The 24,052-nt window shown below is 66.2% G+C and carries 13 protein-coding genes; 6 read left to right on the forward strand and 7 right to left on the reverse strand.

The window, feature by feature from the left end; all coding sequences use genetic code 11:
- Positions 1–1,122, reverse strand: a complete 1,122-nt coding sequence (locus ABT381_RS05155) for a hypothetical protein (protein WP_351587887.1) — start codon at positions 1,120–1,122, stop codon at positions 1–3.
- A gap of 1,022 nt (positions 1,123–2,144) precedes the next feature.
- Between ABT381_RS05155 and ABT381_RS05160 the strand changes: the two genes are divergently transcribed.
- The gene (locus tag ABT381_RS05160) at positions 2,145–2,990 is read left to right on the forward strand and encodes a helix-turn-helix domain-containing protein (RefSeq protein WP_351587890.1); all 846 of its coding nucleotides are present in this window, start codon (positions 2,145–2,147) and stop codon (positions 2,988–2,990) included.
- Entirely contained in the window at positions 2,987–3,193 is a 207-nt protein-coding gene (locus ABT381_RS05165) for a DUF397 domain-containing protein (RefSeq protein WP_351587893.1), read from the forward strand. Before ABT381_RS05160 ends, ABT381_RS05165 begins: the two co-directional genes overlap by 4 nt.
- Before the next feature lie 90 nt (positions 3,194–3,283).
- Here ABT381_RS05165 and ABT381_RS05170 read toward each other — a convergent pair whose 3' ends face one another.
- The 4 genes from ABT381_RS05170 to ABT381_RS05185 all read right to left on the reverse strand — a co-directional run bounded on the left by ABT381_RS05170 (position 3,284) and on the right by ABT381_RS05185 (position 13,325).
- Positions 3,284–7,633, reverse strand: a complete 4,350-nt coding sequence (locus tag ABT381_RS05170; protein WP_467754582.1) for an Eco57I restriction-modification methylase domain-containing protein — start codon at positions 7,631–7,633, stop codon at positions 3,284–3,286.
- Positions 7,630–10,869: a DISARM system SNF2-like helicase DrmD gene (gene drmD, locus ABT381_RS05175; RefSeq protein WP_351587899.1), complete on the reverse strand. Its 3,240-nt coding sequence runs from the start codon at positions 10,867–10,869 to the stop codon at positions 7,630–7,632. Before drmD ends, ABT381_RS05170 begins: the two co-directional genes overlap by 4 nt.
- A 138-nt stretch (positions 10,870–11,007) precedes the next feature.
- Positions 11,008–12,270: a serine/threonine-protein kinase gene (locus ABT381_RS05180; protein ID WP_351587902.1), complete on the reverse strand. Its 1,263-nt coding sequence runs from the start codon at positions 12,268–12,270 to the stop codon at positions 11,008–11,010.
- A gap of 98 nt (positions 12,271–12,368) precedes the next feature.
- Positions 12,369–13,325, reverse strand: coding sequence for a serine/threonine-protein kinase (locus ABT381_RS05185; protein WP_351587905.1), 957 nt, complete (start codon positions 13,323–13,325; stop codon positions 12,369–12,371).
- A 123-nt stretch (positions 13,326–13,448) separates the two neighbouring features.
- Between ABT381_RS05185 and ABT381_RS05190 the strand changes: the two genes are divergently transcribed.
- From ABT381_RS05190 to ABT381_RS05205, 4 genes are all read left to right on the forward strand, one after another.
- Positions 13,449–15,434: an N-6 DNA methylase gene (locus ABT381_RS05190; protein ID WP_351587908.1), complete on the forward strand. Its 1,986-nt coding sequence runs from the start codon at positions 13,449–13,451 to the stop codon at positions 15,432–15,434.
- 507 nt (positions 15,435–15,941) lie between these two features.
- Positions 15,942–16,199: a hypothetical protein gene (locus tag ABT381_RS05195; RefSeq protein WP_351587965.1), complete on the forward strand. Its 258-nt coding sequence runs from the start codon at positions 15,942–15,944 to the stop codon at positions 16,197–16,199.
- A complete protein-coding gene (locus tag ABT381_RS05200) occupies positions 16,168–16,497 on the forward strand; it encodes a DUF2397 family protein (protein ID WP_351587911.1) in 330 nt (109 codons plus the stop codon). Before ABT381_RS05195 ends, ABT381_RS05200 begins: the two co-directional genes overlap by 32 nt.
- 159 nt (positions 16,498–16,656) lie before the next feature.
- On the forward strand, positions 16,657–17,079 hold the full coding sequence (locus ABT381_RS05205) for a DUF2397 family protein (RefSeq protein ID WP_351587914.1): 423 nt from the start codon (positions 16,657–16,659) through the stop codon (positions 17,077–17,079).
- Here the strand turns inward: ABT381_RS05205 and ABT381_RS05210 are convergent.
- Positions 17,049–17,513 carry a hypothetical protein gene (locus tag ABT381_RS05210; protein WP_351587917.1) on the reverse strand — a complete coding sequence of 155 codons (465 nt, stop codon included), beginning with the start codon at positions 17,511–17,513 and terminating at the stop codon, positions 17,049–17,051. The two genes, ABT381_RS05205 and ABT381_RS05210, sit on opposite strands and share 31 nt — an antisense overlap.
- On the reverse strand, positions 17,510–24,052 hold the full coding sequence (locus ABT381_RS05215) for an RHS repeat-associated core domain-containing protein (RefSeq protein WP_351587920.1): 6,543 nt from the start codon (positions 24,050–24,052) through the stop codon (positions 17,510–17,512). Before ABT381_RS05215 ends, ABT381_RS05210 begins: the two co-directional genes overlap by 4 nt.

Consider the following 24,052-nt stretch of genomic DNA (forward strand, 5'->3'; position numbering starts at 1 on the left):
TCAGACTCGGCGGCAGCGATCTCGAAGCTCGGAGATGACGGCTTTCTCGAGCGCGTTAGCGGTGCCGTCCACAGCGGCCACCCGGTTGGCCACGTCAAGGAGATCGCTCAGGTCCCCTGACTCGGCGTCTAGCCGTCGCCACACTTCAGCGGGCTCGATATCAACAAGGTGAGCGAGCTCTTCATCGACCACCTGATGCCGCTCCCGGACCAGCCTCACCAAGTGCCGCATCAACAGCGCCTCGTCATCGTCAATCTTGTGGTTCGCCTTAATGACGAGCCACGCGACCCACAGCATCAACTGCGGGTGCTGACTCTGCTTGCTCAGATTCTCGGCGAGTTCGATCACCCGCGCCTCGTTACGGAAGACAGCTTGCGCGTGCCGCCCCGCGAGCAGCGTCGTATACCGGTTCAACACCACCGCAAGGGGAACGCCGACCACGGGGATACCAATCTTGATAACGTTGCGCTGCAGGAGGAACTTCCCGACGAAGGGGAGCCCTTTCGCGGCGGTCAGTACCCCTTTGGAGTAGAAGCGCTTGATCACCGGCCGCATTATGGCCGGGATCATCTTGACCACGGGTCCCCGGACCACTTCCCCGCTCTTGATCGTGAAGGCCACTCGAATGAGATTCCACATGTCTTCGGGGTCGGACAGGTCGAGCGGGATCCGATAGAGGACCGCGACGTCGCAGGCCAGGCGAAGTTGAAGCCGGGTGATGAACGTGACATCGACCATCAGGGTTGCGACGGCGGCCGGGAAGGTCGCCGGCGAGGCGCCACCAAGGCTTCCGAGAGTGGCAACGACGGCCGCCGTGTAGGCCCCGGCTGAGAGCCCACCTTCGAGCGCGGCGTACCGAGCCGCCATCTTGATCCGCTGATCGACGATGGCATCCGCGGGTACGCCCTCGTACCGCTCCTGGAAGTACTGCCAGTCGACTTTGTCGGTGTAGGAGCCCATGGCCTGAGCGATGAGCTTGGTGAACCAGTTGCCCGACTTGATATCGTCCGGGCTCAGTCCCTTGACGAAATCCCTTAGCTCGGCCCGCTCATGTTCGACAGCCGCTCTGTCAACGTCGTCGCCGCTGCCGGCATCGACAGCGTCAACCGGAATTTCGGTCATAGCGAGCCCCTCCCAAATGGATCAGCGTAGAGCCAAGTTGTCTGGTTGGGACGCCCTAGCCGACGCTCAACACAGTGGCTCAGTAACAAGCACTTCTATCGACGACCCAGATGTGAAGTCGCGCAGGAGGCACAACTCCCGGCCCGTTACTCCCTGGCCGTGCTCGCCCCCAGGTGACACCAATGCAAACTCGATCAGTATCTGACTCATGCACTCAGTTCACAAGGACAGAGGTTGCATCTCACGCCACTGTGCAGATCAGCTTGGCCGGTCACCACGAGCATGGCTGCCGTTTCAGCGCCTCAGTCTTCTGCTCATGCCAGTGGCGAGGGGTGGCGGCCATTTCGGGATGGCGGCCTGGGGCGATGAGGCCCTAGAACGCCTCCACCGAGTACGACCTGCAGCGCTTGCTCAACAAATGGGACCCGATTGGCTCGCTGACGACGTACAACGCGAGTACGCCTGCAGCCCCAGCGGTTGGCGTACCCCTCGATGAGGAGCAGGCCGCGGCCCGAGGTGGCGTCGGCGGGCAGAGGTGGGCCTTGCCCCCGGGGTGGCGAGGGCCCGGGGGCAAGTGTCGGTCACTTCGACGCGTAACGCCTGGGGCAGGAGGAGCAACGCCAGGTGGAAGTCCCGGTAGGGGATGCGGCCGTACGCGACGGCTTATGACGCCAGCTCGGCCATGACCAGAGCCACCGCCTGCGCGGTGTCCCAGTCGTGCTGTACGCCACACCACTGAGCTGCTGCACGGCGCAGCGTGCGCGCCCGGCCGGGGACCACGCCTCGTACTGCTGAGCAGAAACCTGAATTCAGCGAGGACGGTGGTACGGAGGGGCGCCCGTAGGGGATGGGCGGAGGCGGTCGCCCTTGTTTGTACGGACGTTGTACGGGTCCTGTACGGGCCGGGCGCCGTGTCCCCGAACGGGCGTCCCGCGTTGAACCATGCTCAGTCGCGGTGAGGTTGGGGCAGCCTGCGCATGGGGTGGCGGGGCGGTCTCGGAGAGCGGAAGGACGTGAGGGCTGTGCGGAACACGCGAAACGGCCGCGAGGGGAAGACAAAGGAAGAGCAGGACCTGCCGGGTGTGTGGTCGGCATACGGCAAGTTGCTCCAGCATCTGCGCAAGGGGACGGGGCTGAACCAGCAGGAACTCGGGGATGCCATCGGCTACTCCCAGGAGCAGGTCGCCTCGGTCGAGCAGGGCCGGCGGCCTGCGAAGGAAGCCTTCACGGTGGCGGCGGAACGGGTGCTGGAGGCGCGAGGCGTCCTGGAGGTGCTCCAGGACGAGGTGGACCACGCGAAGCTGCCACGTTTCTTCCGCAATTTCGCGCTCATCGAGGCAGAGGTCGTGAGCCGCTTCTCGTACGACCCGCTGCTGGTACCAGGGTTGTTGCAGACGGAGGCCTACGCGCGAGCGGTATTCGCGGGCCACTGCCCACCGCTGAACGAGGAACTCGTCGACCAGCGCACGGAGGCTCGACTGAGCCGTCAAAAATTGCTGACCCGGGTGCCGTTGGCCGAGCTGTCGTTCATCATCAGCGAGGAAGCTCTCCGTAACCCGGTGAGCGATGCGGAGACCACGCGCGTGCAGTGGCAACACCTGCTGACGGTCGGCACGACGCGGAACGTGCAGGTGCAGATCATGCCTGCTTCACCTGGCTTCCACTCGGGCTTGAACGGTCCGTTCGTAATGCTGGAGACGAAGGAGCACCAGCATCTCGGATACATCGAGTCGCAGGAGGTCGGCTGCGTCGTCCAAGATCCGTCACAGGTCAGCGCCTTCGGGTTGCGGTATGGGAAGCTGCGCTCGCAGGCCCTGAACGGTGTGGAGTCTGCGCGGCTCATCGAACGGCTGGTGGGAGAGACATGAGCGTGGAGCAGGTGACCGACAGCATGGACGGACTGCACTGGTTCAAAAGCAGCTACAGCGGATCGGGCGGCGGCGACTGCGTAGAGGTGGCTGCCGGCGCCGACGTCGTGTACATACGGGACTCGAAGGTTGCTGATGACGGGCCTGTGCTGCGGGTCGGCCGGGACGAGTGGGCCGCGTTCGTGGCACGGGCAGCCAGGTAACACCGTCCCATCGGAGGTCCGAGCAGAACGGCGGGCTGGTTGGTGTCACTTGATGCGTGATGCGAACCAGCCCGCCGTCATGCTGACGGCTCAGAACAGGGCGCCCTCAGCGCCCTCCCCGAAATCCGCCCCACCCCGCGCCGCCAACTGCTCCTTGCGCTTCCGAACAGCCTCCGGAGAGGGCGACGGCATATCGGGATGCTTCTCCCGCGCCTTCTTCTCCGTCACACCCTTATGCAAGCCGAGGTGAACCTCGTCCGCGTACGCCTGGTGATTCAACTGCCGCAGCCGGTCAATGATTTCGGTCCGGGCGAGCAGGCCGATGGTGTAACGGACACCTTGGTCAGTTTCATGGAAGCCATGATGGAGTGGCAGCTTTTCGTGCGTCGGATCAGCAGGTCGAGTTTTCCCGGAGCTATCCAGCAGGTCGTGCCAGCCATACGCCTCGATCGTCGCCTTGTCTATTTCCTCGTGAATCCGACGCAGCTCAACGATGTCCCTGTCCTGATAGTCCGGATCGTGAACCAGGTTGTATGCCGCGGTTAACCCCAGATTGCGAGCGAGCATTAGATTACGACGATAGGAATCGAGGCGGCCCCCAGCGGCGCGCAGACGATTACTGAGCGGCGGGCGGACGAAGGTTTCGAAGACGTCCGTCGGCGTGTAACGGATTCTCGTTTCAAGAGTGGAAGCACGGTCGATCGCCCACCAGTAGTGAGGAGCGCTGCTCAGCACGCCCAGTAGCGCAGGGTCGTCAGACTTGAATACATTCAGCGCGTGCGAGAAGACTTGATTTGTGGGCACCATAACAGGCATCACTATCTTACTCACTGCCGTGATAACGATACACCGCTTGAGCCCACTGAGCGCCCTCACCAGTTCGCTCCTCGGACGCCAATACTGCCACCAGCGATCGATCAAACCAGCGTAAGTTTCCGGATTCTTCCGCTCGCACTCGGGTTTAACATTCGCCAACACCTTGGCGAAAGCTTTCGGATATGCTCGCGCTTCCTCTTCACTCCACTCGCGGAAATTAATTATCCAACGACTGGAACTATGCTCCGGGTGGCTGTTTACATCCTGCCCATTCACGTAAGGGAGGACGACGGCAGCGTATTGAGGGTCTCCAGAGATCCACATTCGAGCCTCCTCTTCCGGTACGATGAATCCTGCACTATCCGGCTTGCAGCCACTGAACGAAATCCCTCCCGCCTTGCCGACCGGTTCAACCCAGGAAGGCTCTCTACTCTCTGGGGTAAGGGACGTCGTAATCCCCTTCGACAATGTCAACCCGCCGAGGACCCGAGCCGCCCGCTCACCGAGAGGGGCCCTACTGGACCAAACGGCACAATATTCCAATGCTGCAGATTTTGACGGCCAACGAGCACTTTTGATTCCGCGGCGGAACTCGACGCCGGCAGCCTCCAGTCGATCCAAGCCACTTTCTCGAGTGTCTCCTTGCGCCAACGTGTTGGTAGCGATCAATCCAGACTGGCCGCGAACATTCAGCAGAGCATGAGCACGCAGCACGAAATACGCTACGATATCCACTTTTCCTCTCGCCCCTCCAGCAAGAGAATCGATCATGCTCTCTCGATACGCTTCTCCCAATGCGGCAGCGAGTTTATGCCCACCCAAGAACGGCGGATTACCCACGATCGCATCGAACCCGCCCCTCAGCGAAAACACCTCGGGGAACACTAACGGCCAATGCACCGGCCGCCGCTCCAACGCCCCCTCCGGCAACTCCGCCGCCAGCCACTCCTCCGCCGTGGCCCGCGCCTCGCGCACCACCTCCGAGTCGTCCTCGACCCCGTCCTCCATGATCCGCTGCACGATCCACGCAGCCCGCGGGAACAGGTCCCTGACCCGCTCGCCGCCCTCCTCCTCGTACCAAGGCACCCGCCCCGAGGCGCACGTCGCCAGCGCGGCGCCCGCCACGAGGTCGCCCACCAGGCGCAGGCGGCGCGAGTGGCGGTTGACCTCGTCCAGGCGTTCTCGCTTCTGCTGGAGGGCGGCCAGGTCCACGCCCTTGATCGCGGTGATTGCCAGGCGTTCGCGTGTGAGTTGGTCGACCAGCTCGCGCGCCTTCTTGGCGAGGATGTCGGTCTGCTGTTTCGGCTTCATGTGCACGGACTGGATCTGTTCCATGCTGTGCACGCCCAGCAGCGAGTCGCCGCAGACCAGGCGGTCGTCCAGGAACGTGAACGGGCGCTCCGGATCCATCGAGACCAGCCACAGCGACAGCTTGGCCATCTCCACGGCCATGGGGTTGATGTCCGCCCCGTACAGGCAGTTCTCGATGATCTGGCGGCGCGCCTCGATGACGACCGGGTCCTGTTCGGCGTCGGCCGCCGTCAGGGCATCGACGGCCCGGCCGGCCCGGTACGCCATCGCGTCGGCCTGGCCATCGTTCTCCCACGCCTCGATCAGCCGGTCCGCCAGGTAGCGGCAGGCCGCCACGAGGAACGCCGCCGATCCCATCGCTATGTCCGCGACCTTCAGAGCGAGGATCTGCTCCGCCGACTTCAGGCGCCACTCCCCCGTGTCCGCCGTCTGGAGCGGACCCGGCTCGTACACCAGGGGCTCCAGTGCGTGCAGGACGACCTCCTCCGCGAGGAAGCGGGGGGTGTAGTGGGTGCCCGTGTTCTTGCGGAGTGAGGATTCGGTGACGTACAGGGTGCCGTTCGGGATGACCATCGGCAGGCCGCGCAGGTCGTCTCGAAGGATGCCGGCGAACGGCAGAAGTCGGTCGGTAAGCGCGGTGTCTTTGGTGACCGCGTTCAGCCGGCGCCGTGCCTCCGCCGCGTCCTCCGCCCCCATCGGGGCCAACCGCTTTTCCAGCTGGCCCGCCGTCGCCGGTGGCTTGGGGTCCTTCCACTTCTCGTGGATGGCCTTCGCCAGCGACTTCACCGAAGCGTCCGGCTTACCCGGCGACGCCGTGGCCGCCTTCGCCGCAAGGGACTCCAGCTCCCGCAGAGGTACCTCGTGCTCCAAGCCCGCGGGCCCGATCAGCCCGACCATGTGCTCGGTCGCCCGGCCGGCGTCGTAGGACAGCAGGCCCTCGTACACGTAGCCGATCTGCTCGACGCTCAGTGCACGGAAGCTCAGCGTGCGGACCTCGCGCTGCTTGCCCTTGCCGACGCGGACCTCCTGCACCGCCTGGAGCATGTGGAGGACGGTGCGGTCGTCGATGGGGAGGAGCGGGGTGGTGCCCTCCAGCCAGGGATACGTCTTCGGGTTGAAGATCGAGCCGTCGTACGCGGGCAGGCGGAAGCCCGAGCCGGGGTGGTCCACTCCCCCGTGGACCGCGTGAAACAGGGCTATCAGCCGGTGCCACGCCGACGTGGTGTGCTCCAGCGAGGGCTCGCCCTCCTCGTCCGCGCGGGCCTTGAGCTCGTCGCGCAGAAAGCGGGCCGAGTACGAGCGCGCGTACACCTCGTTGTCGGCGGGGAGAAGGCCGCGTTCTTCGGCGAAGAGGAGGAAGACGATGCGCATCATCACCGCTACCGCGCCCCGGTAGACCTCGCCCGCGCCGACGCCGGACGCATGCAGGCCAGGCGCACCGTTCTCCATGGCATGGACGTCGGCGCGGCCGATCGCGTCGACGAGGAGTTCCACCGCCTGCCGGACCTGGACGCCCAGCGCCTCGGTGACGTCCTCGCCCGCCGCGAGGCTCGCCTTGAGCAGGCCGACGAGGGTCTCGCCCTCCTCGTACTCGAAGAAGCGGCGGCGGCTCAGCAGGGACACGAACGCACGGACGACGTTGCGCTCGGCCGCCTCGTTCCAGCCGATCGCGTCGAAGACGGCCGTGGTCGTGACACCGCCGAGCGGAGCCCAGACCAGGCACCACCAGCGGCCGTTGGTGACCAGGCCGAGCGGCACACCGTGGTGCCGGAGCAGGCGGGCCAGCCGGTCGGCCGGTGCCGCAGCCCAGTCGCCGCCCCCGCCCGCACGCGCGGTGGGAGCGGTGCCGGCTGGGATCGTCATGCCGAGTAACCGCACCCGCTTGGCGGCCGCCTCGACGCTGGGCTCGGTAGCCAGATCGGTGCCGGGATCGACGAGGGCGAAGTCCGGGCGTACCTCGGTGTTGTGCTCCGCGACGCGGAGGGTGAGACGGTCCAGACCGTGGTGTTCAGCCTCGCCAAGACGGAGGGTCAGGGCGTCGTTCCAGCTCAGAAGCCGGGACAGGATGTACGCCACCCACTCGTCGCGCCCCGCCGTCGTGTTGTTCTGCCAGTCGGCGTGGCGGGCGCGCAGCCGGGCCCGTTCGTCCTTCTCCAGGGTGTCCAACTGGGGCCAGGCCCGCAACAGGACGGGCATGGTCAGGAAGGGACCGGAGATCTCGGTGAGGTCGAGCCACTCCTGGTGCTGCCGGCGTCCGTCGGCGGCCTGTGCCTTGGCGGCTGCTATTCCACGGCTCACGGGGCGGGGGCTCATCGGCGGGCTTCCTTTGCGGGAACGACGAAGACGACGGCGGCGGGGAAGAGGTGGGAGCGGGGTTCGCGGTACCGGGCGGCGATGGCGGCGAGTTCGCGTGTCCGCTCGGCGGGGAGTCCCTCGAGGCGTTCCTGCCAGCGGCGGCGGTCGTCCTCGAACTGGCGGCGCTCGTGACCGGTCAGCTCGTGGGTGGAGAGGAGGGCGAGCTGTTCGCCTTCGCCGTCTCCCTCCTCCTTGAGTTTGGCGCGCAGGGTGGTCTCGAAGCGGTCGAGGGTGGCGGTGATACGGCGCTCTTCCTCGGTCCGGCGGTCTGCGAGCCGGCCCTCCAGCTGGCGGCCGAGTTCGGCGGCGCGGGCCTCCAGCGAGCGGTACAGCGGGTCCCGTAGCCTCGGCCAGGCCGCGGTCAGCTCCTGGCGCAGGTGCGGGGCGGCCTCGGTGCCGTCGGTGAGCGCACGCGACAGGACTCGGCCCTGCTCGTTCACCGACTCCCAGCGGCGGAAGCGACCGGTGTCGCCGAACCAGCCGCCCGCATGAAGGACTTCCTCATGGAGGCGGGTGCCGTCAGTGCCGACAAGGACGTACCGGGCGTAGGCGGAGACCAGTGTCGTGGTGACGGCCGGGTCGTCGGAGACGACGGCGGTGACGCGGCTGAGGCCGACCGAGTCGGCGTTCCAGACGGCGGCGGTCAGCAAGCGTGTGGAGAGGGCGACGAGCGGATGCTTGAGGTGGGCGAGGACTACGTCGTCGCGGGCGTGCGCGGCGACCGCCGGGGAGAAGGTGAGGGGCCGTTGTTCGCCCTCGCGGAGCTTGTGGGCGAGGCCGCGGGTCGCCCGCTCCCAGCTCCCGGAGAGCGGCTGCACGTCGAAGAGGTCGCCCGGCTCGAATTCCTCGGCACGTAACGCGGAGGGGAGGAGTGCGGGCTGATTGTCGAGGGCTAAGGCGGTCTCGACGACGCGCTTGATGTTGGCCGGGGTGAGACCGAGCGTGGAGACGGTGTCCTCGTACTGGTCGGCGAGCCTCTTGGTCTGCGCGGTGACGTTCTGCTCGGGCGCGACGTCGCCGCCGGTGCGGCGGCCCTTGATCGGCCTCGGCCTGGCGTTCTCGATGTCGACAGATGCCATGTCACCGGTCATCCGGCGCTGTACGGCGTCGGCGAGGACGGCGTTGACGGAGCCGAGGTCGTGCTCCATGCGCGCAACCTTCTTGGCTACGCGGGAGAGGAATTCGAGGTCGGCCTCGTAGGAGCCGGCCTGGGCGTCCTGCCATCCGGAGCTGATGAAGTGGGTGATCTCCGGGTCCTGCTTCTGACCCCAACGGTCGATGCGACCTATTCGCTGTTCGAGCTTGTTGGGGTTGAAAGGTATGTCGTAGTTGATCAGGCGGTGGCAGTGGTTCTGCAGGTCGATGCCCTCGCCGGCGGCGTCGGTGGCGAGCAGGATACGGACCTTGCCCTCGGGGAGGGAGGGGTCCGCCTGGAAACCGAGACGGATACGCTCGCGTTCTTCCGCCGACAGTCCGCCGTGCAGGCGCTCGACGCGGCCGCCGTCGGTGAGTCCCTCCTGCTGGAGGAGGTCGTACAGCCACTCCTGGGTGTCGCGGTACTCGGTGAAGACCACGACCCGTTCGTTGGTCCAGTGCTTGCTGTCGGGGCGGCAGACGGCCTTGAGTTCGCGGATGAACGTCTCGGCCTTGGAGTCGGGCGCGGCTTCGTGGGTGAGGGCCCAGCGCTCCATCTTCTGGAGCAGGTCGAGCTCCTGACCGTCCTCCGCCGGCGTGAGGGAGGTGGAGCGGGTGAGGGCGTCGTCCTCCGCGTCGACCAGGCCGGTGTCGTCCAGGTCCGCGACGAGGTCGGCGAACTCCTCCAGCCACTCGGGCACGTCGTCGGCCGCCGCACGGCCGCGCGAGGGGCCGGTGTCCTCCAGGTGGGACAGATAGACCTGAACGGTGTGCAGGAAGCCCGCCGGCGAGGAGAAGAGGCGCTTCTTCAGCAGCAGCGTCACCAGGTCGGCGGCGCGGCGCCCGCCGCGTGCCCTGGGCGTCAGCTTCTTGCGGCGTAACGCGGCGAAGGAGCCGAGCACCTGGTGGATGTCGCGCTCCTGCGGCGTGTAGTCCACAGGCAGTTCGAGCGTCTTGCGGGTGCGGAAGCGGGGCGTACCGTCGGCGTTGGTGACCGTCGACTTCAGCCGCCGTACGACGGTGTCCTTGAGGGCTTCACTGTCCGGCTCGACACCGCGGGCGAAACGCTGGTCGTCGATGAGCTCCAGAAGCGCGGTGTACGACTCGGGGTAGCCGTTGTGCGGGGTGGCGGAGAGGAAGAGCCGGTGCTCGAAGTGCGGGACGAGGCGTCGGATGAGCTTGGTCTGCTGGGAGTCGACGGCGTACACCTGCTTGGGCACGGCAGGTGCGACGTGGTGAGCTTCATCGAGGACGAGTAGGTCGAAGAAGCGCTTGTGTTCGCCGTCGGAGCTTTCCTCGGGGCTGCCGATGACCTCATCTAGGAGACGCTGTGCCTTCTGCCCGCGCAGCCAGGGCAGGGACACGATGGTGAGCGGGTGGACGCGGAAGGGGTTCGCGGCGGTGCCGTGGGTGCGTCGCAGTCGGGCACAGTGTTCGGAGTCGACGATGGTGAATTCCAGACCGAACTTATCGGCCATCTCGTCGCGCCACTTCAGGGTGAGGCCGGCCGGGCAGACGACCATGGTACGGCGGGCGCGGCCGCGCAGGAGCAGTTCCTGCACGACGAGTCCGGCCTCGATGGTCTTGCCCAGACCGACGTCGTCGGCGAGAAGGAGGTTGACGCGGGGGGCGCCTACGGCGCGGGAGACCGGCTCCAGTTGGTACGGCTCGACGGCAACGCCCGAACGGAACGGCGCCTGAAGCGTCTTGGCGTCGGCGGAGGCGACGGCTGACCAGCGGACGGCGTCGAGGAACGCGGCGAGGCGGTTCGGGGAGTCGTACTGGCCGGTGGAGGCGTCGGGGAGGGAACCGGCGGGCAGGATGCGACGGCCGGGCTCGACCTCCCAGATGACGGAGAGCGTGTCGCCGAAACGGCCGTCGGCGACGGACTGGAGATGGATGAGGGTGGCGGGCCTGCGCTGCCCGTCGCCGTCGCCGGCCGGTGACGGCTCGACGCGGGCGACGACCCAGGACTGGCCGCGCACTTCGACGAGATTGCCTTCCTCAGGGAGCTGCTGCGCTCCCGTGCCCCCGATGACGCGCTGAACTGTTGAGGTCATGGCGCTGTTCCCCTTGTGATGTAACTGCCGTCGTGCTGTAGACAGTTCCACTGTCTCCCCGCCAGTACGACGTCGTCGCAGAGTAACACTCATATGCGGGCTGTGAACAGAGCTTTCAGCTGTTTAGTTGTCGCTGAGTCAGGTAATGCGGCGCAGCCGATCCAGCAGAGAGCGACTGCGTCCCTGTCGCGCGTCACTCGCCGGCAGGTCACTTTCCTCGTCGTCTGCCAGGCGCCTCAACAGCTCCGCAGCCGAGTGACGCTGTCCCGTACGGACCAGCAGGACGGCGATCTCGTACCGGGTGTCCAGCAGTGCGGGATCGCCCGGCTCGAGCACGCTCCGCTGTTCGGCCAGCACCGACTTCAGCCCTTCCAGCGCCTCGCGGGTGTGACCGAGCGCGCCCGTACACAGGGCCATGCCCACGCGTGCGGCGAGGGAATCGACACGACCGAGGCCGGGATCGGCAAGGAGGTTCTCGTACTCCTGCATGGCTTGGGCGGGGCGGCCGGACTGCCTCAGGCCGGCGATCTCCGCCAGTCGCGGGTGCGTCGACGCCGCCGAGGCAGCCGGTACTTGCGTGGGGCACCAGGCTGCGAGCAAGGCGGCGACCTCAGCCGCTGTGGCGGGCCTGTCCTCGGGGGCCTTCTCCAGCATTCCCGCCACAAGGTCCCGCAGGCCGCTCGGGACATCGGAACGACGGTCGGCGAGCGGAGGCACGGGCTCGTGCGCGTGCTGGTGGTACAGCATGAATGGGCTGCCGTCGGTGAACGGCGGGGCTCCGGTGAGCAACTCGTAGAGGACACAACCGAGCGAGTAGAGGTCACTGGCAGGCACAGTTCTGCCGACAGCCTGTTCGGGCGCCATGTACACGACCGTGCCGGGAGTGGCGTTGGCAGCGGTGAAACGCGTCTCGCCGGGTCGCGGTTCGAGAGCCGCCGCGACACCGAAGTCGAGGACCTTGATGCCGCCGTCCGGAGTGACCATTACGTTGGACGGCTTGAGGTCCCGGTGCACGATGCTCTGGCTGTGCGCGTAGGCGAGCACGTCGGCGACGCTCCGTGCGACCTCTGCGGCGCGCTCGATCGGGAGCGGGCCGTCACCGGCTAATACGGCATCGAGGGCACGGCCCGGTACGAGGTCCATGACGAGGTACAGCTCACCCTCGTGACTGCCGTGATCATGGACGACGGGGATACCCGGATGCTTCAGGCGGCTGGTGAGCCGTGCCTCCCTCAAGAACCGGCGTTCCAGCGTGGTCGGCTCGGCACCGTGTCCCCTGGATGCCAGCAGCTTGACGGCCACCTCCCGCCCGAGCCGGCGGTCGAACGCCGCCCAGACGACGCCCATGCCGCCCCGGCCCAGCTCATGCGTGAACTCGTATCGTCCAAGGCTTCGCCGCATTGCGCCCGTCCCCAGTTCCGGCGCCTCGGCGCCCGTTCACCGCCGTGCGGCCGGAAGCGGCGCAGCGCGTCCGGCCGACGCGATCATCCTCTCACTGTTCACAGGAGTCTCGGCCCTTGCGGCACGACGAAGGGCCTGCGGGGATCTTCGGGCAGGCTCCGCCGAGTGGCCAGATGAGGGGCCGGCTCCGGGAGGTAGGGCGCGAGGGCGACGTAGACCTCGGCTGCGGAGGAGGGCCGGTCGTCCGGGCGCTTGGCGAGCAGCGCCGTCACCAGTTCCTGAAGCGCTGCGGGAACGCGCACGCCCGCATCGGAGATCCGGGGTGGACGTGAGCTCAGGTGGTGGGAGACCAGGAGCGCCGGCTGATCGGTGGCGAAGGGCACGCTACCGGTGAGCATGTGGTGGAGCAGACAGCCGACGGCGTAGAGATCGCTACGACCGTCGAGCGGTTCTCGGCCGGAGAGCAGTTCGGGTGACGCACAGAGGATGTTGCCGATACTTTCCCCGGTCATCGTCAGGCGCGGGTCGGCGTCACTCAACAGTTTCACCAGCCCGAAGTCCAGGATCTTCACGACGCCGTCCCGCCGGACCATGACGTTCTGCGTCTTGAGGTCGCGGTGCACAAGGTCCGCGGCGTGCGCTGCGGACAACCCTCCGCACAGTTGTGCGGCGACGGCGGCCGCCGAGGTCACGTCGAACCGTCCGTCATCCTGCTGGTCGAAGAGAAACTCCAGCGTGGTGCCCTCGATCAGCTCCATGATCAGGCAACAAGTGTCATCCGTGATGGACGCATCGAAGACTGTGGTGATGTTGGGATGATCCAGACGCGCCGCGGCCTGCGCCTCTCGCTCGAACCGGGCGAGCGCCTCGTCACGGCTCCGCGGGACAGCCAGCAGCTCTGCGGCAATTGTCTTCACCGCGACGGGCCGCTCCAGATTCTGGTCGCATCCCTGCCACACCTGCCCCATTACACCCTTGCCGAGTACCGACCTCAGTCGGTATCGGCCGCCCAGCACCGTTCCAGCCTTTGTGCCGAGACTTTTCCCGTCCTTCACACTTCCCTCACAGCCTGGCGATACTTTCTCTGTGAACAGAGTCAATGAGCGTAGTAGCCTTCCCGCCGATACGGTGGCTGGGTTGCCGACCAGTCCAGCCGGCCAAGCATCTCGGAGACTTCGATGAGTACCCCCAACGCTGCGCCCGTCAGCTTGGCAGAAATCGCCCGGATCGCAGGCGTGGGCCGTGCGGCGGTCAGCAATTGGCGCCGCCGTCACGACTCGTTCCCCACCCGCATCGGTGGCACTGACGTCAGCCCACAGTTTTCGTTGGCCGAGGTCGAACAGTGGCTCAGGGACAACGGAAAACTCAAGGATGTGGGTGGCCGCGAATTCCTGTGGCCACGATTCGAGGCACTGGGCAGCCGGGACGAGTCGGGCCTGGCCATCGCCGAGGCCGCCCGCCGCATGCGGTCCCCCAGGTCCCGGAGTTCGGTCTTCGACCTCTCATCCGAAGCCGAGGAGCTGGTGCGCGAAGCGGCACGTCTCGGGCGCAGCGAAGGGCCTCGGGAAACCTTCGAGTTCCTTCTCCAGCGCTGGCTGGAGACGCACGTGCGACAGCTCAGCACCACGCCACCGCAGTTGGCCACATTGATGACCCGGATTGCTCTCGCCGTCCGGCTCGGCGAAAACGAGGGCGCACTGACGGTCTTCGACCCCGCCTGCGGCACAGGACATCTGATGGCGGCAGCTGCCCAGGAGCACGACAAGTCGGACCTGGCACTGCTCGGCTGCGAACGAGATCCGGCTCTTACCGCTCTCGCCGCTGCCCGACTCGAGTTCCTCACGGAGGGGCGTGGCGTCCGTACGGCGATCACCACAGCTGACGCATTGCGCGAGGACCCTTTTCCCGGGGTGCGCACTGACATTGCGCTCTGCAACCCGCCCTTCAACGAACGCGACTGGGGTTACGAGGAACTCGCCACCGACCAACGCTGGACGCACGGACTGCCACCGAGGACGGAACCGGAACTGGCATGGGTGCAGCACCTGCTCGCCCACCTCAGTCCTGGTGGCACCGCCGTCGTCGTCCTTCCACCCGCCGTCGCCTCACGAAAGGCCGGCCGGCGCATCCGGGCCTCGCTCCTGCGCACCGGCGCGCTGCGGGCGATCGTCGCCCTACCACCGGGCAGCGCACAGCCGCACAGCGTGTCGCTGCAGTTGTGGGTTCTGCGGGCCGCCGTGAGCAGCGTCACCTCGCCTCCCACGCAGGATGCAGTGTTCGTGGACGCCACCCGGTTCGCGAGGCCCGGCACACGGGAGCCGGGCCCCGACTGGCACGCTCTCGACTCCTTCGTCCTGTCCGCTATGCATGTCCTCGACAGCCCGGACGAGGAACTGCCGGAGGGCGCCGCGCGGGTCCCGTTGCTCGACCTGCTGGACGACGAGGTGGATGTCACGCCGGGACGCTACACCGCTCCCAACACAGAGCCCTCCAGCGTCGAAATCGCCGCGTCGTGCGCCGAACTGTCCTCAACTCTGAATACTCTGAAAGGGCACCTGAAGCATCTGTCGAAGCTCGCCTTCGAGGACGATGAGCCCCACACCACGGCGAGTGTGGGTGACCTCATCAAGGCCGGAGTCCTGACCTTGCGATCCGGACAGCAACCGCCGGATGCCGCGGAAACGACTCGCGATGATCACGCAGTGCCGCTCCTCACCGTTTCCGACCTACTGATGGACGGCACTCCCACTCGGGTGGTTGCCCCCGATGCGGCACCCACCATTGCAGAGGAAGGCGACGTCGTGGTCGCGGGAGTGATCCGGGCTTTCCAGGCATGGGTGCACGAAGGCCCGCCGATGGCCCTGGGACCCCAGCTCTATGCCCTGCGCGTGGACCCGGAGAAACTGCACGCCCACTTCCTCGCCGGCTGTCTGCGCGCGCCCGCCAACGGACGCCAGGCAGGCAGCCATGCCTCCAGTTCTTCCCGGGTCGACATCCGGCGCCTTCAGGTACTGCAACTTCCTCTGGAGGAACAGGCGTCATATGCCGAAACCTTCCGCCGCCTCCTGACCTTCGAGACACTAATGGCCCAGGTAGCCCACACGGGGCAAGGTTTGGTGAGCGGGATCAGCGATCGACTGGCGACCGGAGGACTGATCCCCTGATCCGCTGCGGGTAGCGGCTACGGCTACGGTTCGACGCCGAGTGACTCAGCCTCTATGAGCCAATACTGGCCCCCACGGCATCACACTGTGGCTGCGGATGGAGCACCGGGAGAAGACGGCCCCTCAGAATCTGGTCTTTGCAGGAAGCACCGGCATCGGTGCAGAGCCTTCCCGCCGCGGCGCTCCGCACATGGTTCTTGTCCACGTACGGTGCGGCGCTTTTCTGCAGGCTTCCGCAGAGGCATCTCCACGAATGGCCGACCGTCTCGATTCAGCCATTTCATACATTTCCGTGTCCGAGACTCTCCAAGAAGGCCCTCGGTCTATGCCCGATGCGCCATCAGCCAGCCAATCAAGCGACCGTTGTCAGTGGGGCTGCGTAGCCTCGCTGTTACGGACGAACCAGGTGAGTCCCTGCCAGCGGGAAGCAACGATGAAAGGGCGTGGCAGCGGCTGAGCGCGTACGCATATTTCAGCGCGCCTGAGCGACTGGAGTATGTCGCGATCATGCGGGCGTTCTGCCGCACCCTGCTGGCGGGCCTGGCGGTGCTGGATGCGTTGGCGAAACTGGACGACTCCAGCGGACTGCCGTCCTCGCTCGATGCAGAGACGCTCACGTCCCGGCCGGAGCAGCTGGTGCGTTGGGGCAATCTGTCGCGCAGCAGCCACACGGTGAAGGCGTTCGAGCATCACCGAGTACCAGCGGTCCAGGTCCCGCTATCAGTTGTCCAAATTGGGCGAGCGGATCCAGTGGGACGCGGATGAGGTTCTGGCCGGGGCGGATGCGGTACGAGAGGTGAGCAGTGAGCTACTGGCGCTGGTCGAGCGTGGACTGCGGGAGCTGGCCGAGAAGCCCGGCGGTGTCGCGCCACAGGACGCGCTGGAGCGCATCAGCACGCTATTCGTGCAGTTCACCGAGTTCGCGGATTCTGTGCGGGACTTCTACGCGTACCTTGGACAGGTTCTGGCGCGGTACGACCTGGACGGCGCCGAGTACCAGGAGTTCAAAGAGCTACTGCTCGACTACGTTCAGGCGATTGGCTTTCCGCGCGCCTCGGATTAGATCGGCCCTGGAGAGGTAGTGGCCATGGCTGCCTGGTGTGCTAGAAGCAATCGATAGCCACACCGGCGGTCCTATGGGGGCACCGGCAGGCAGCCTGTCCGAGACCCGGGTGCAGCGGACAAGGAAGCCAGGTCGATCAGCTGCGCGACGCCACGCTGCGTGCTCTGCAGTCGCTGCTCGCCAACGCCAAATGGATGCTGCCCTCTGCCTCCGGCGAAATGTCGCGTCGCCCAGGATCTGCTGCGCGTCGCTCGGTGGTTCGACGAGGCGACGCCCGATGACGCACACGACACCGCCGTCGCCGCAATCGGGCTGCACGGTGCGCGACATCTGGGCGTTCCGCCGAGTACAGACGAGGTGGTGCCGGCGTACCCGAGCTGGTGGACGGGGCCCGTGGTAGAAGTACCGGTGGCATTGCGTGAGCGGGGCAGCCGCGCCCAGCGGGGCCGGGCGTCAGCGGACCTCTCGCGGATCGTCCGCGTCCGGTCCCTCACTGCGGAGAGCCGGACACGGACTATTCCTCGTGAGCGCGCCGGCGGAGCGCTTGCCCCTTACCTGCCCCGCACTCGCCGGATCTCGTAGCCGTAATTGCGGTCCGGATTCACATCGAAGTACATCTGCGGACTATCGCCGGCCTGCTGGACTTCGAGCAGTGCCACTTCCGTGTCGGCGAATGAGCCCGCGGCGTCGAAGTGCAGAGTGATGGACCCGGTCCGGTGATCACCGTCCCTCATGTCCCACGTCCCCCTCCCGGAGAGCTTTCCCTTCCCGGACGGAAGATCCATGGAACCGTCGTCGACTGCGCTGCGGGGGACGCTCGTCACCTCGAAGGTCCCCTCCTTGTGGAACTCGACCCGAGCCCCGCCGTCACCCTTCCAAGTACCGACAATCTGCGCGGAGTCGAGCGTTGCGTCACTGGTCTGGCAGCTGGCCAGCGCAAAGAGTCCGAGGACGACCAGCACCGGTACCGCCATACTCGCCAGGCAGCCACCCAGGAGTGCTATAGCAATCTTCACTTGTAGATCGTCTCCTGCCAACGGACGTCGACCCGGAAGCCAGCGGTGAACCCACCCGTATATTTGGGGGCGCCGTTGAAAACTTCTTGCCATGCGGCATGGCCCGGCGCGAAGGACTCGTTATTAATGTCGGTCCAGGCATGATAATCGACCACAAGTGTGTTGCCCTTGCTCTTCTTGATCGTGTACTTCAGCGCATACGAACCAAGGACGCCCTGCGCCTCACGATCTTCCTTTCCGGTCGCCAGTCCGCCGAAGTCGGAGGCGTACACGTTGGCCATCTGCGCCACGTTCAGGTCTCTTCCGTCCTGGTTCTTGGTCACGCTGTAATCCGCACGGTCCTCTTTGGTCCCCAAGTCGACAAACTGAGTGACGACCTTAGTGCGCGCGTCAGCCATGCTCGTGCTCTTGATCAGCGACTGGGTGAGTTCATCGTCCCCGTCGAACGACTGATTGGCGGTCGTGGTCTTTCCCGCCGGCGCCCCCCACAGCCAGCGGAACGCCAGCGACCAGGGCCCACCTTCCTTGACCTTCCCGTCACCTCCGAAGTCGCCATTGGCCAGCTTGCCGGACGGCGTCCTGTTCACGGCCTGCATGTCGAGGAGCATCTTCACAAGGTCCCGAGTCTTGGGGTCGCTGTACATGACCGTCAGCGGATCAGGCCCCTTGAGCAGCGGCGGCGGCTTGGGCAACGGCAAAGAGGGCGTTCCCGTCCAGCCGTTGCTCGTGGTGGGTGCGCTGCCCAGCCATGGGAAGCCACCACCGCCACTGCCACCACCGCTTGCGCCGCTGGAAGAAAATGGCGGCGCCACAACGATGTCCGAGATGATCACGTCGAGCCCGCAGGCCGATCCAGTGCAGGAGATCGACCCCTGACCAGTGGGGTCAGAGAGAGAAACGGGATTGTTCTCGGCGTACCCATAACCGTTAAGAGACTGATGTTTCGCCGTTTCGAGGAGGGGGTCAACGCTGAGGAACCGACCCAGTTCAGCATCGTACTCCCGTGCCCCTATGTGCGTCAGGCCCGTTCCCGTGTCGTGCGTCTTGCCCAGGAAACCTCGGTCATCGACCCAGTCCCCGATGGACCCCTTGGTTCGCACGGCTCCGAAGACCGTTGTGTAGCGCTTCACGACCGCTTTGGAATCGGACGCGACAGCCAGGCTGGACGTGCCGTGATGGTCACCGGCCAAGTAGTAGAGCTTGTTGCTACCGGACTGGTTGGTCCGCAGCGCCACGGTCAGTTCCTCCGTGCCGTAGTACCGCTGCGCCCATGTCTTGCCGTCCTTCTTCAGGTGCAACTCCGTCGAGCCGGCGTACAGGACCCGCTCGCCATCCGTGTCGCTGCGGATGAGCAGGTTGCCGTCAGCGTCGTATACGTAGCCGGTCGATGCGGAACCCTCGGTGACCTTCGCGAGCTTTCCCTCGTCGGACCAGCCGAGCTCCTGAGCGCCGTCCTTGCCCGGACGCTTGGTGGTGTTGCCGGCTTCGTCATAGCCGTAGCTCTTGTCGGGTGCGTCGCAGTCTCCCTTGACGCTCGTCCCAGTCAGTGTGTGTTTCTGGGAACCGATGTAGCAGTACGTCGTCTTTGCGTCACCGCTGGCGGTGTGCTTCGTCTCAGTGGTGCGCTGCCCGGCGTCGTTGTAGGTGTAGCTGTCCCAGTACGGGGCCGGCCCGGTGAGGTTGTCGGCGTTCGGTGCGTCGGAGCACTTCTGTGAAGCCGGCGTCCAGGCGTCGGTCAGGCGCCGGTGCCCGTCGTAGGCAAAACACTGGGTCTCGGCCTTGCCGGTGCCGCCGAGCGTGGCCGAGTCGGCGACCGAGGTGACGTTGCCCGACTCGTCCAGCGTGTAGTGCAGGTCCTGCAGCGTGTAGGGGTGGGTCTGGTCGGTGACGCGGCTGTCCGTCAGCCGTCCTGTGCCTTCCTCGTAGGTCTGGGTGATGTAGGTCTTCCGGTGGTCCTCGGTGTTGGCGGCGCCCAGAACCAGTTGTTGTGGCTGACCCAGCGCTGAGTAGTCGGTGTCCAGCAGGTAGCCGGTGGTTCCGCTGATGGACTTCACCTGGCCGAGGCCGGTGTAGTCCCGCTCGACCGTCTCCGACGGCAGGCCGCCCAGGGCAGGTTCCGTCGTGTTCTTCAGCGTGCCGTTGATGTTGTAATAGCTGGAGAACTTGAGGGTGGCGGATGCGCCGGCCTTGACCAGGGGGTCGTCCTCGGGAAGACGGAGCTCGGTCTCGACGGCCCGGTCGATGCTGTCGTACGAGGTTACCGCCCTGGTGTACGCCTTGCCGCCGGCACCGCCGACATAGCGCGTCGAGGTACTCGGCTTACCCTTGGCGACGGTGTCATAGGTGTGCGCGGTGAGCCGCTTGTCGTCGGTCTTCTCCCCCGCCCAAGTGCCGGTGATCCGGCCGATCTCGTCGTACTCCGTGAGGATCGACTTTCCGCGTGCGTCGGTGGTTCTGATCACCTGGTCGAGCGTGTTGTATGCGGTGCTCGCCTTACCCTTGTCCGGGTCGTCGACGGAGATGCGACGGCCGAACAGGTCGTAGCCGTAACCCCACTTCGCGTCGTCCGGCCCGGTGATCCCGGTTTCCTGGCCGTCCAGCCCGTAGCGCGTCTTCACGGAGGAGTAGGCGGTGCCGTCCGTGTCGCCGAACTGCTTGTCCGCCGGGCTGGTCCCGGCGTACTCACGGGTCTCAACCGCACGCCCACGCGCATCGGTGATGGTGCGTTGTGCAGAGCCTCCCTTGAGCGCTGTCGTGGCGGTGGAGTCACCGGTGTACTTCGTGGTGGTGGACCAGCGTTCCTTGCCGAAGAAGAACACCCTGCGGCTCGTCTCGCGGCCCGCCCCGTCGGTCACGATCGCGGTCTGCGTCGGCGACTCCCCGTATTCGGCCCGGGTGTACGTGCCGGTGGGCGAGCTGGTGTTGTCGAAGATGTCGGCGTACGTCTCGTACACCAGACCTCGCGAGTCGTAGCGGGTATCGGTCAGGATTCGGCCGCCCTGAGGGGTGGGCGACTGGGTCTGCAACGGGCGCAGCAGCGCGTCGTAGAGCTCGTAACGCGTGTTGTAGGTCTTGCCGTCGGACTTCAGGGTCGAGGTCGACACCCACGAAGGAGTCGTGGTGTTGAGCTGGTAGGCGAAGGTGCTGCTCGCGGGCTGGCCCGCGGCCTTGCTCCGGTTCGGCAGCCACACGCTGGTCAGACGTCCGAGTGCGTCGTAGGCGAGCTCGGTCTTCTTCGCGTTCGGGTCATAGGTGCGCAGCTCCAGGCCGCGCCGCGGGTCGATGACGGTGGTCGTCTTGTGCTGCTTCGCATTGCTCCTGGCCACCTGTGTCAGCGGCCCCGAGTCGGCTGGGGTGTACGCAGTCGTCGTAGCCTTCCCCGCGGCGTCCGCTTCGCTGACCGGGCGGCCGAGCGTGTCGTACTCCGTTGTGCTCACCGTCTGCCAACCGGTCGGCAGACGATCACCCGTAGCTCCGGCCGTGGCCGCGTAGCCTGTCGCCCGCCCCGTCCAGGTCGCTTCTCCCCTTGTCGGCTTCTGCCCGGCCGTCCACTCGGTGGCCTTCGGGTCGTCGTACACCGTGGCCGTGTCGGAGAGCACGTCCCCACGCGAAGCGGAGGAAGACGGCAGTGACAGGTCGCTGTCGGCGACGGAACAGGATTTGCCGACAGTACGCACGCGACCGACAGGGGTGCTGATGCCGGCGTCGTCGTTGCGTGCGTACCAGGTCCGGGTGCACGTCTCGTCCCCGCCCTTGCCCTCCTCCCCCGAGTCGTCGACGGCAACTGCCATGCCGTAGTCGTCGTAGGTCTGAGCGACGGTGCGGGACCGCCAGGACTTGGCCGCAGTCAGGTAGGCGTACGTCGTTGTTCTGGCGCTGCGGACGTACCGTGCTGCGTCATCGGTGGCATCCGGTACCGACTGCCGTGCGGTCTCCTTGGACCACAGGTCGTTCCTCGTCGCGGTGACCGCTGTGGTCCCGTCGTACACGACCCGCTCGCGCAGCTGTCCGGCGTACTGATCGCTGTCGGCGACGGACGGTATGCCGAGGTCCGGACCGTCCAGCGGGGACACGCTGACGTCGCGGGCGGCATCACCCTTGGTCTTGTCGCCGTCCATGCCCTGCATGTAGAGCGAGACCGTCTTGGATCGGGTGGTGTTGAGCGCACCGGTGTGCACCGTCACCTTCCGATAGCCGCGCCAGCCCGACCAGGTGCGCTCGTCCTTCGGCACGAAGGGGTCGTCATCGTGGTGCCAGGCCGCACCGGCGTACTCATAGGCGTTCTCGACCGCCTCGTTGTGACCGGCGGGGTCAGAGGTGACCACGGCGAGGACGCGGTACTTGTGGAACCAGTCCACCGACGCCTTCTCGGCACCGTTGATGTTCCAGTACTGGGGATAGCAGGGGCGGGTGTTGGTGTCTTCGGCGGCGTCGATGACCTCACTGCGCCGGCACTCCGGCTGGGACAGCGTCACCGTGGTCAGCGCGCCGGTCTCCGAGGTGACCGTGGAGATGCGCGGCCGGGTGAGCGGCAGGATGTCATCAGTGGCGTCCACCCGGTTCGGGCGCATCTGATACGTGAACGAGATGGGGTGCTCGGTGATCGGTGTGCCCGCCTTGGCCGTGCGGGTGACCGATTCCAGCGTCAGCGTCTGGTCGGTGCTGTCACCGATGTCACCGCCGTCGAGGAACTTCTGCTTGAACTGCCAGGAGTCGACCGGCTGGTACTTCTTGTCGGCGGCCGACCAGGAGAAGGTGTCGATCCCGGTCAGGCGCTTGCGCGTGAAGAAAGAGGGCCCGGCCGCGTCACATTCCTTGTCACCATCCGAACACACCGCGTCGTAAGGAACGTCCGGCCAGTTGTGCGCCGTTTCCTTCGTCAGCTCGGAGCAATCCGAAGCTGTGCAGCGCTCCGCGTGGTCGAAGGTGACTTTCGCGTCGGCGTCATCGGTGAACAGGGCATTCTTGCGAAGCCCGTAGTCGATCTCCTTGAGGTAGCCACCGCGGGTGTAGGAGGCGTTGGCCGTCTCCGCCTTGTTCTTCTTGTAGTGGTTCGTTTCCTTGGCGTACCAGTACGTGGCGGCATTGCCCTGGGCGCTCACCACCAGATCCAGATTCCAGCGCCATGCCTGGGTGACTGCCCGGTCTGCGAACACATCACCCTTGGTGTAGCCGGGATCGCCGGAGTCGTCACCGAACACCGGCACCGTCCAGGTGGAGTTGGTGCGCTGGTCGGTGGCGCCGTCGAGCTTGTTGAGACCGAAGACGTACTTCGTCCCGTTGCCGGTGACGACGGTCCAGTACTCGCCGTTGTCGTCGCCGTTGTCCGCGCCCGTCGACCTGGTCACCCGCGACGCGTCGTCGTTCTTCAGCCGCCAGACACCGGCCTGCTCCGTCTTCACCAGCTGGGAAGACTTTCCGTTGAGCACCAGGCGCGCGTTGTCGTACTTCCAGCACCGGTCGAAAACCTCGTCGTGACCGGCGTCATCGCAACTCTCGTAGGAGCGCTCGATGTAGGAATCAGTCAGCCCGAAGCCCTCCCCTACGGGCGTGCCTTGGTTGTTCGTGTTGGATGTGCGGCCATCGGTGCTGCCGGAGTCGTACGACAACGACAGTGTCGGCGTTGGGTCGCCGGCTGCGGGAGGCAGTGGGAAGTCCTGCTTCCAGGTGAAGGATCCCGCGCTGTTGCCGGCTTGCCACGAGGACGCCGCCGAAAGGTCGGTCGCGGTGTAGTCACCCGCCCCAGACGCCGCCTCGCCCCCGCCTGCTGGTGCGGCGGTCAGGGCCAGTACTGTGCCGCCCGCGGCTGCACTACGCGCTCGGGTCGTTGTCTTCTTTTCCGCGAACGTCAACCGGGACGAGACGGACTGGTGTACCAGGTCGTTCTCGGACTTCAGCGGCGCCTGCCGGCGGCAGGCGTCCTTCTCCGGCGTCGTCAGCGCGCATGCGGGGAGCTTGACCAGCCGCAGCCGTCCGGCCCAGCCGCCGCCGATCGCGCTCGCGAAGTCGCTGTAGTCGATGCTCACCTCGGCGCCGCCCGACAGGTTGGCGGCAGTGGTCAGGAGTACGCCGGTGATACCTGCCTTGTTCGCGGCCTTCTGGTCCAGCACCGTGACCTTTGCTTCGGCCCCCGCCGGGGCAGCCGCCGCGTTCTTGGCCTTCATGGTCACCGGCATCCCGCCCGGCGAGGCGGTGCCACCGTCCTTGGCCTTCGTGTCGAGTGCGACGATCGCCTCGCCGGCCTTCGGCCAGGCAGCCGCTCGCTCCGCCGCGGCTCGCTTCGCCTGCCCAACGTTGGCCGTTCTGTCTTCGGCCGCCTTTTTGCGTGCCTTCCCGGCACCAGGGCCGCCGACCTTCTTGACCTCGCTCACCCGCTGGGCGGGCAGGTCTGGGCGGCCCATGCCGCCCGCGTTGGCTTCAGTGGCCGGGAGGCCCCCTAAAGAGATCAGCAGGGACAACGAGACTGCGCCTGTGACGGCGCGACCGTAGCGGCGCCTCCCCGCCTCACGGCATCTTGAGGTGTTGTTGCCAAATACCAT

It is taken from the genome of Streptomyces sp. NPDC000151 (genome assembly GCF_040301705.1).
Classification (GTDB): domain Bacteria; phylum Actinomycetota; class Actinomycetes; order Streptomycetales; family Streptomycetaceae; genus Streptomyces.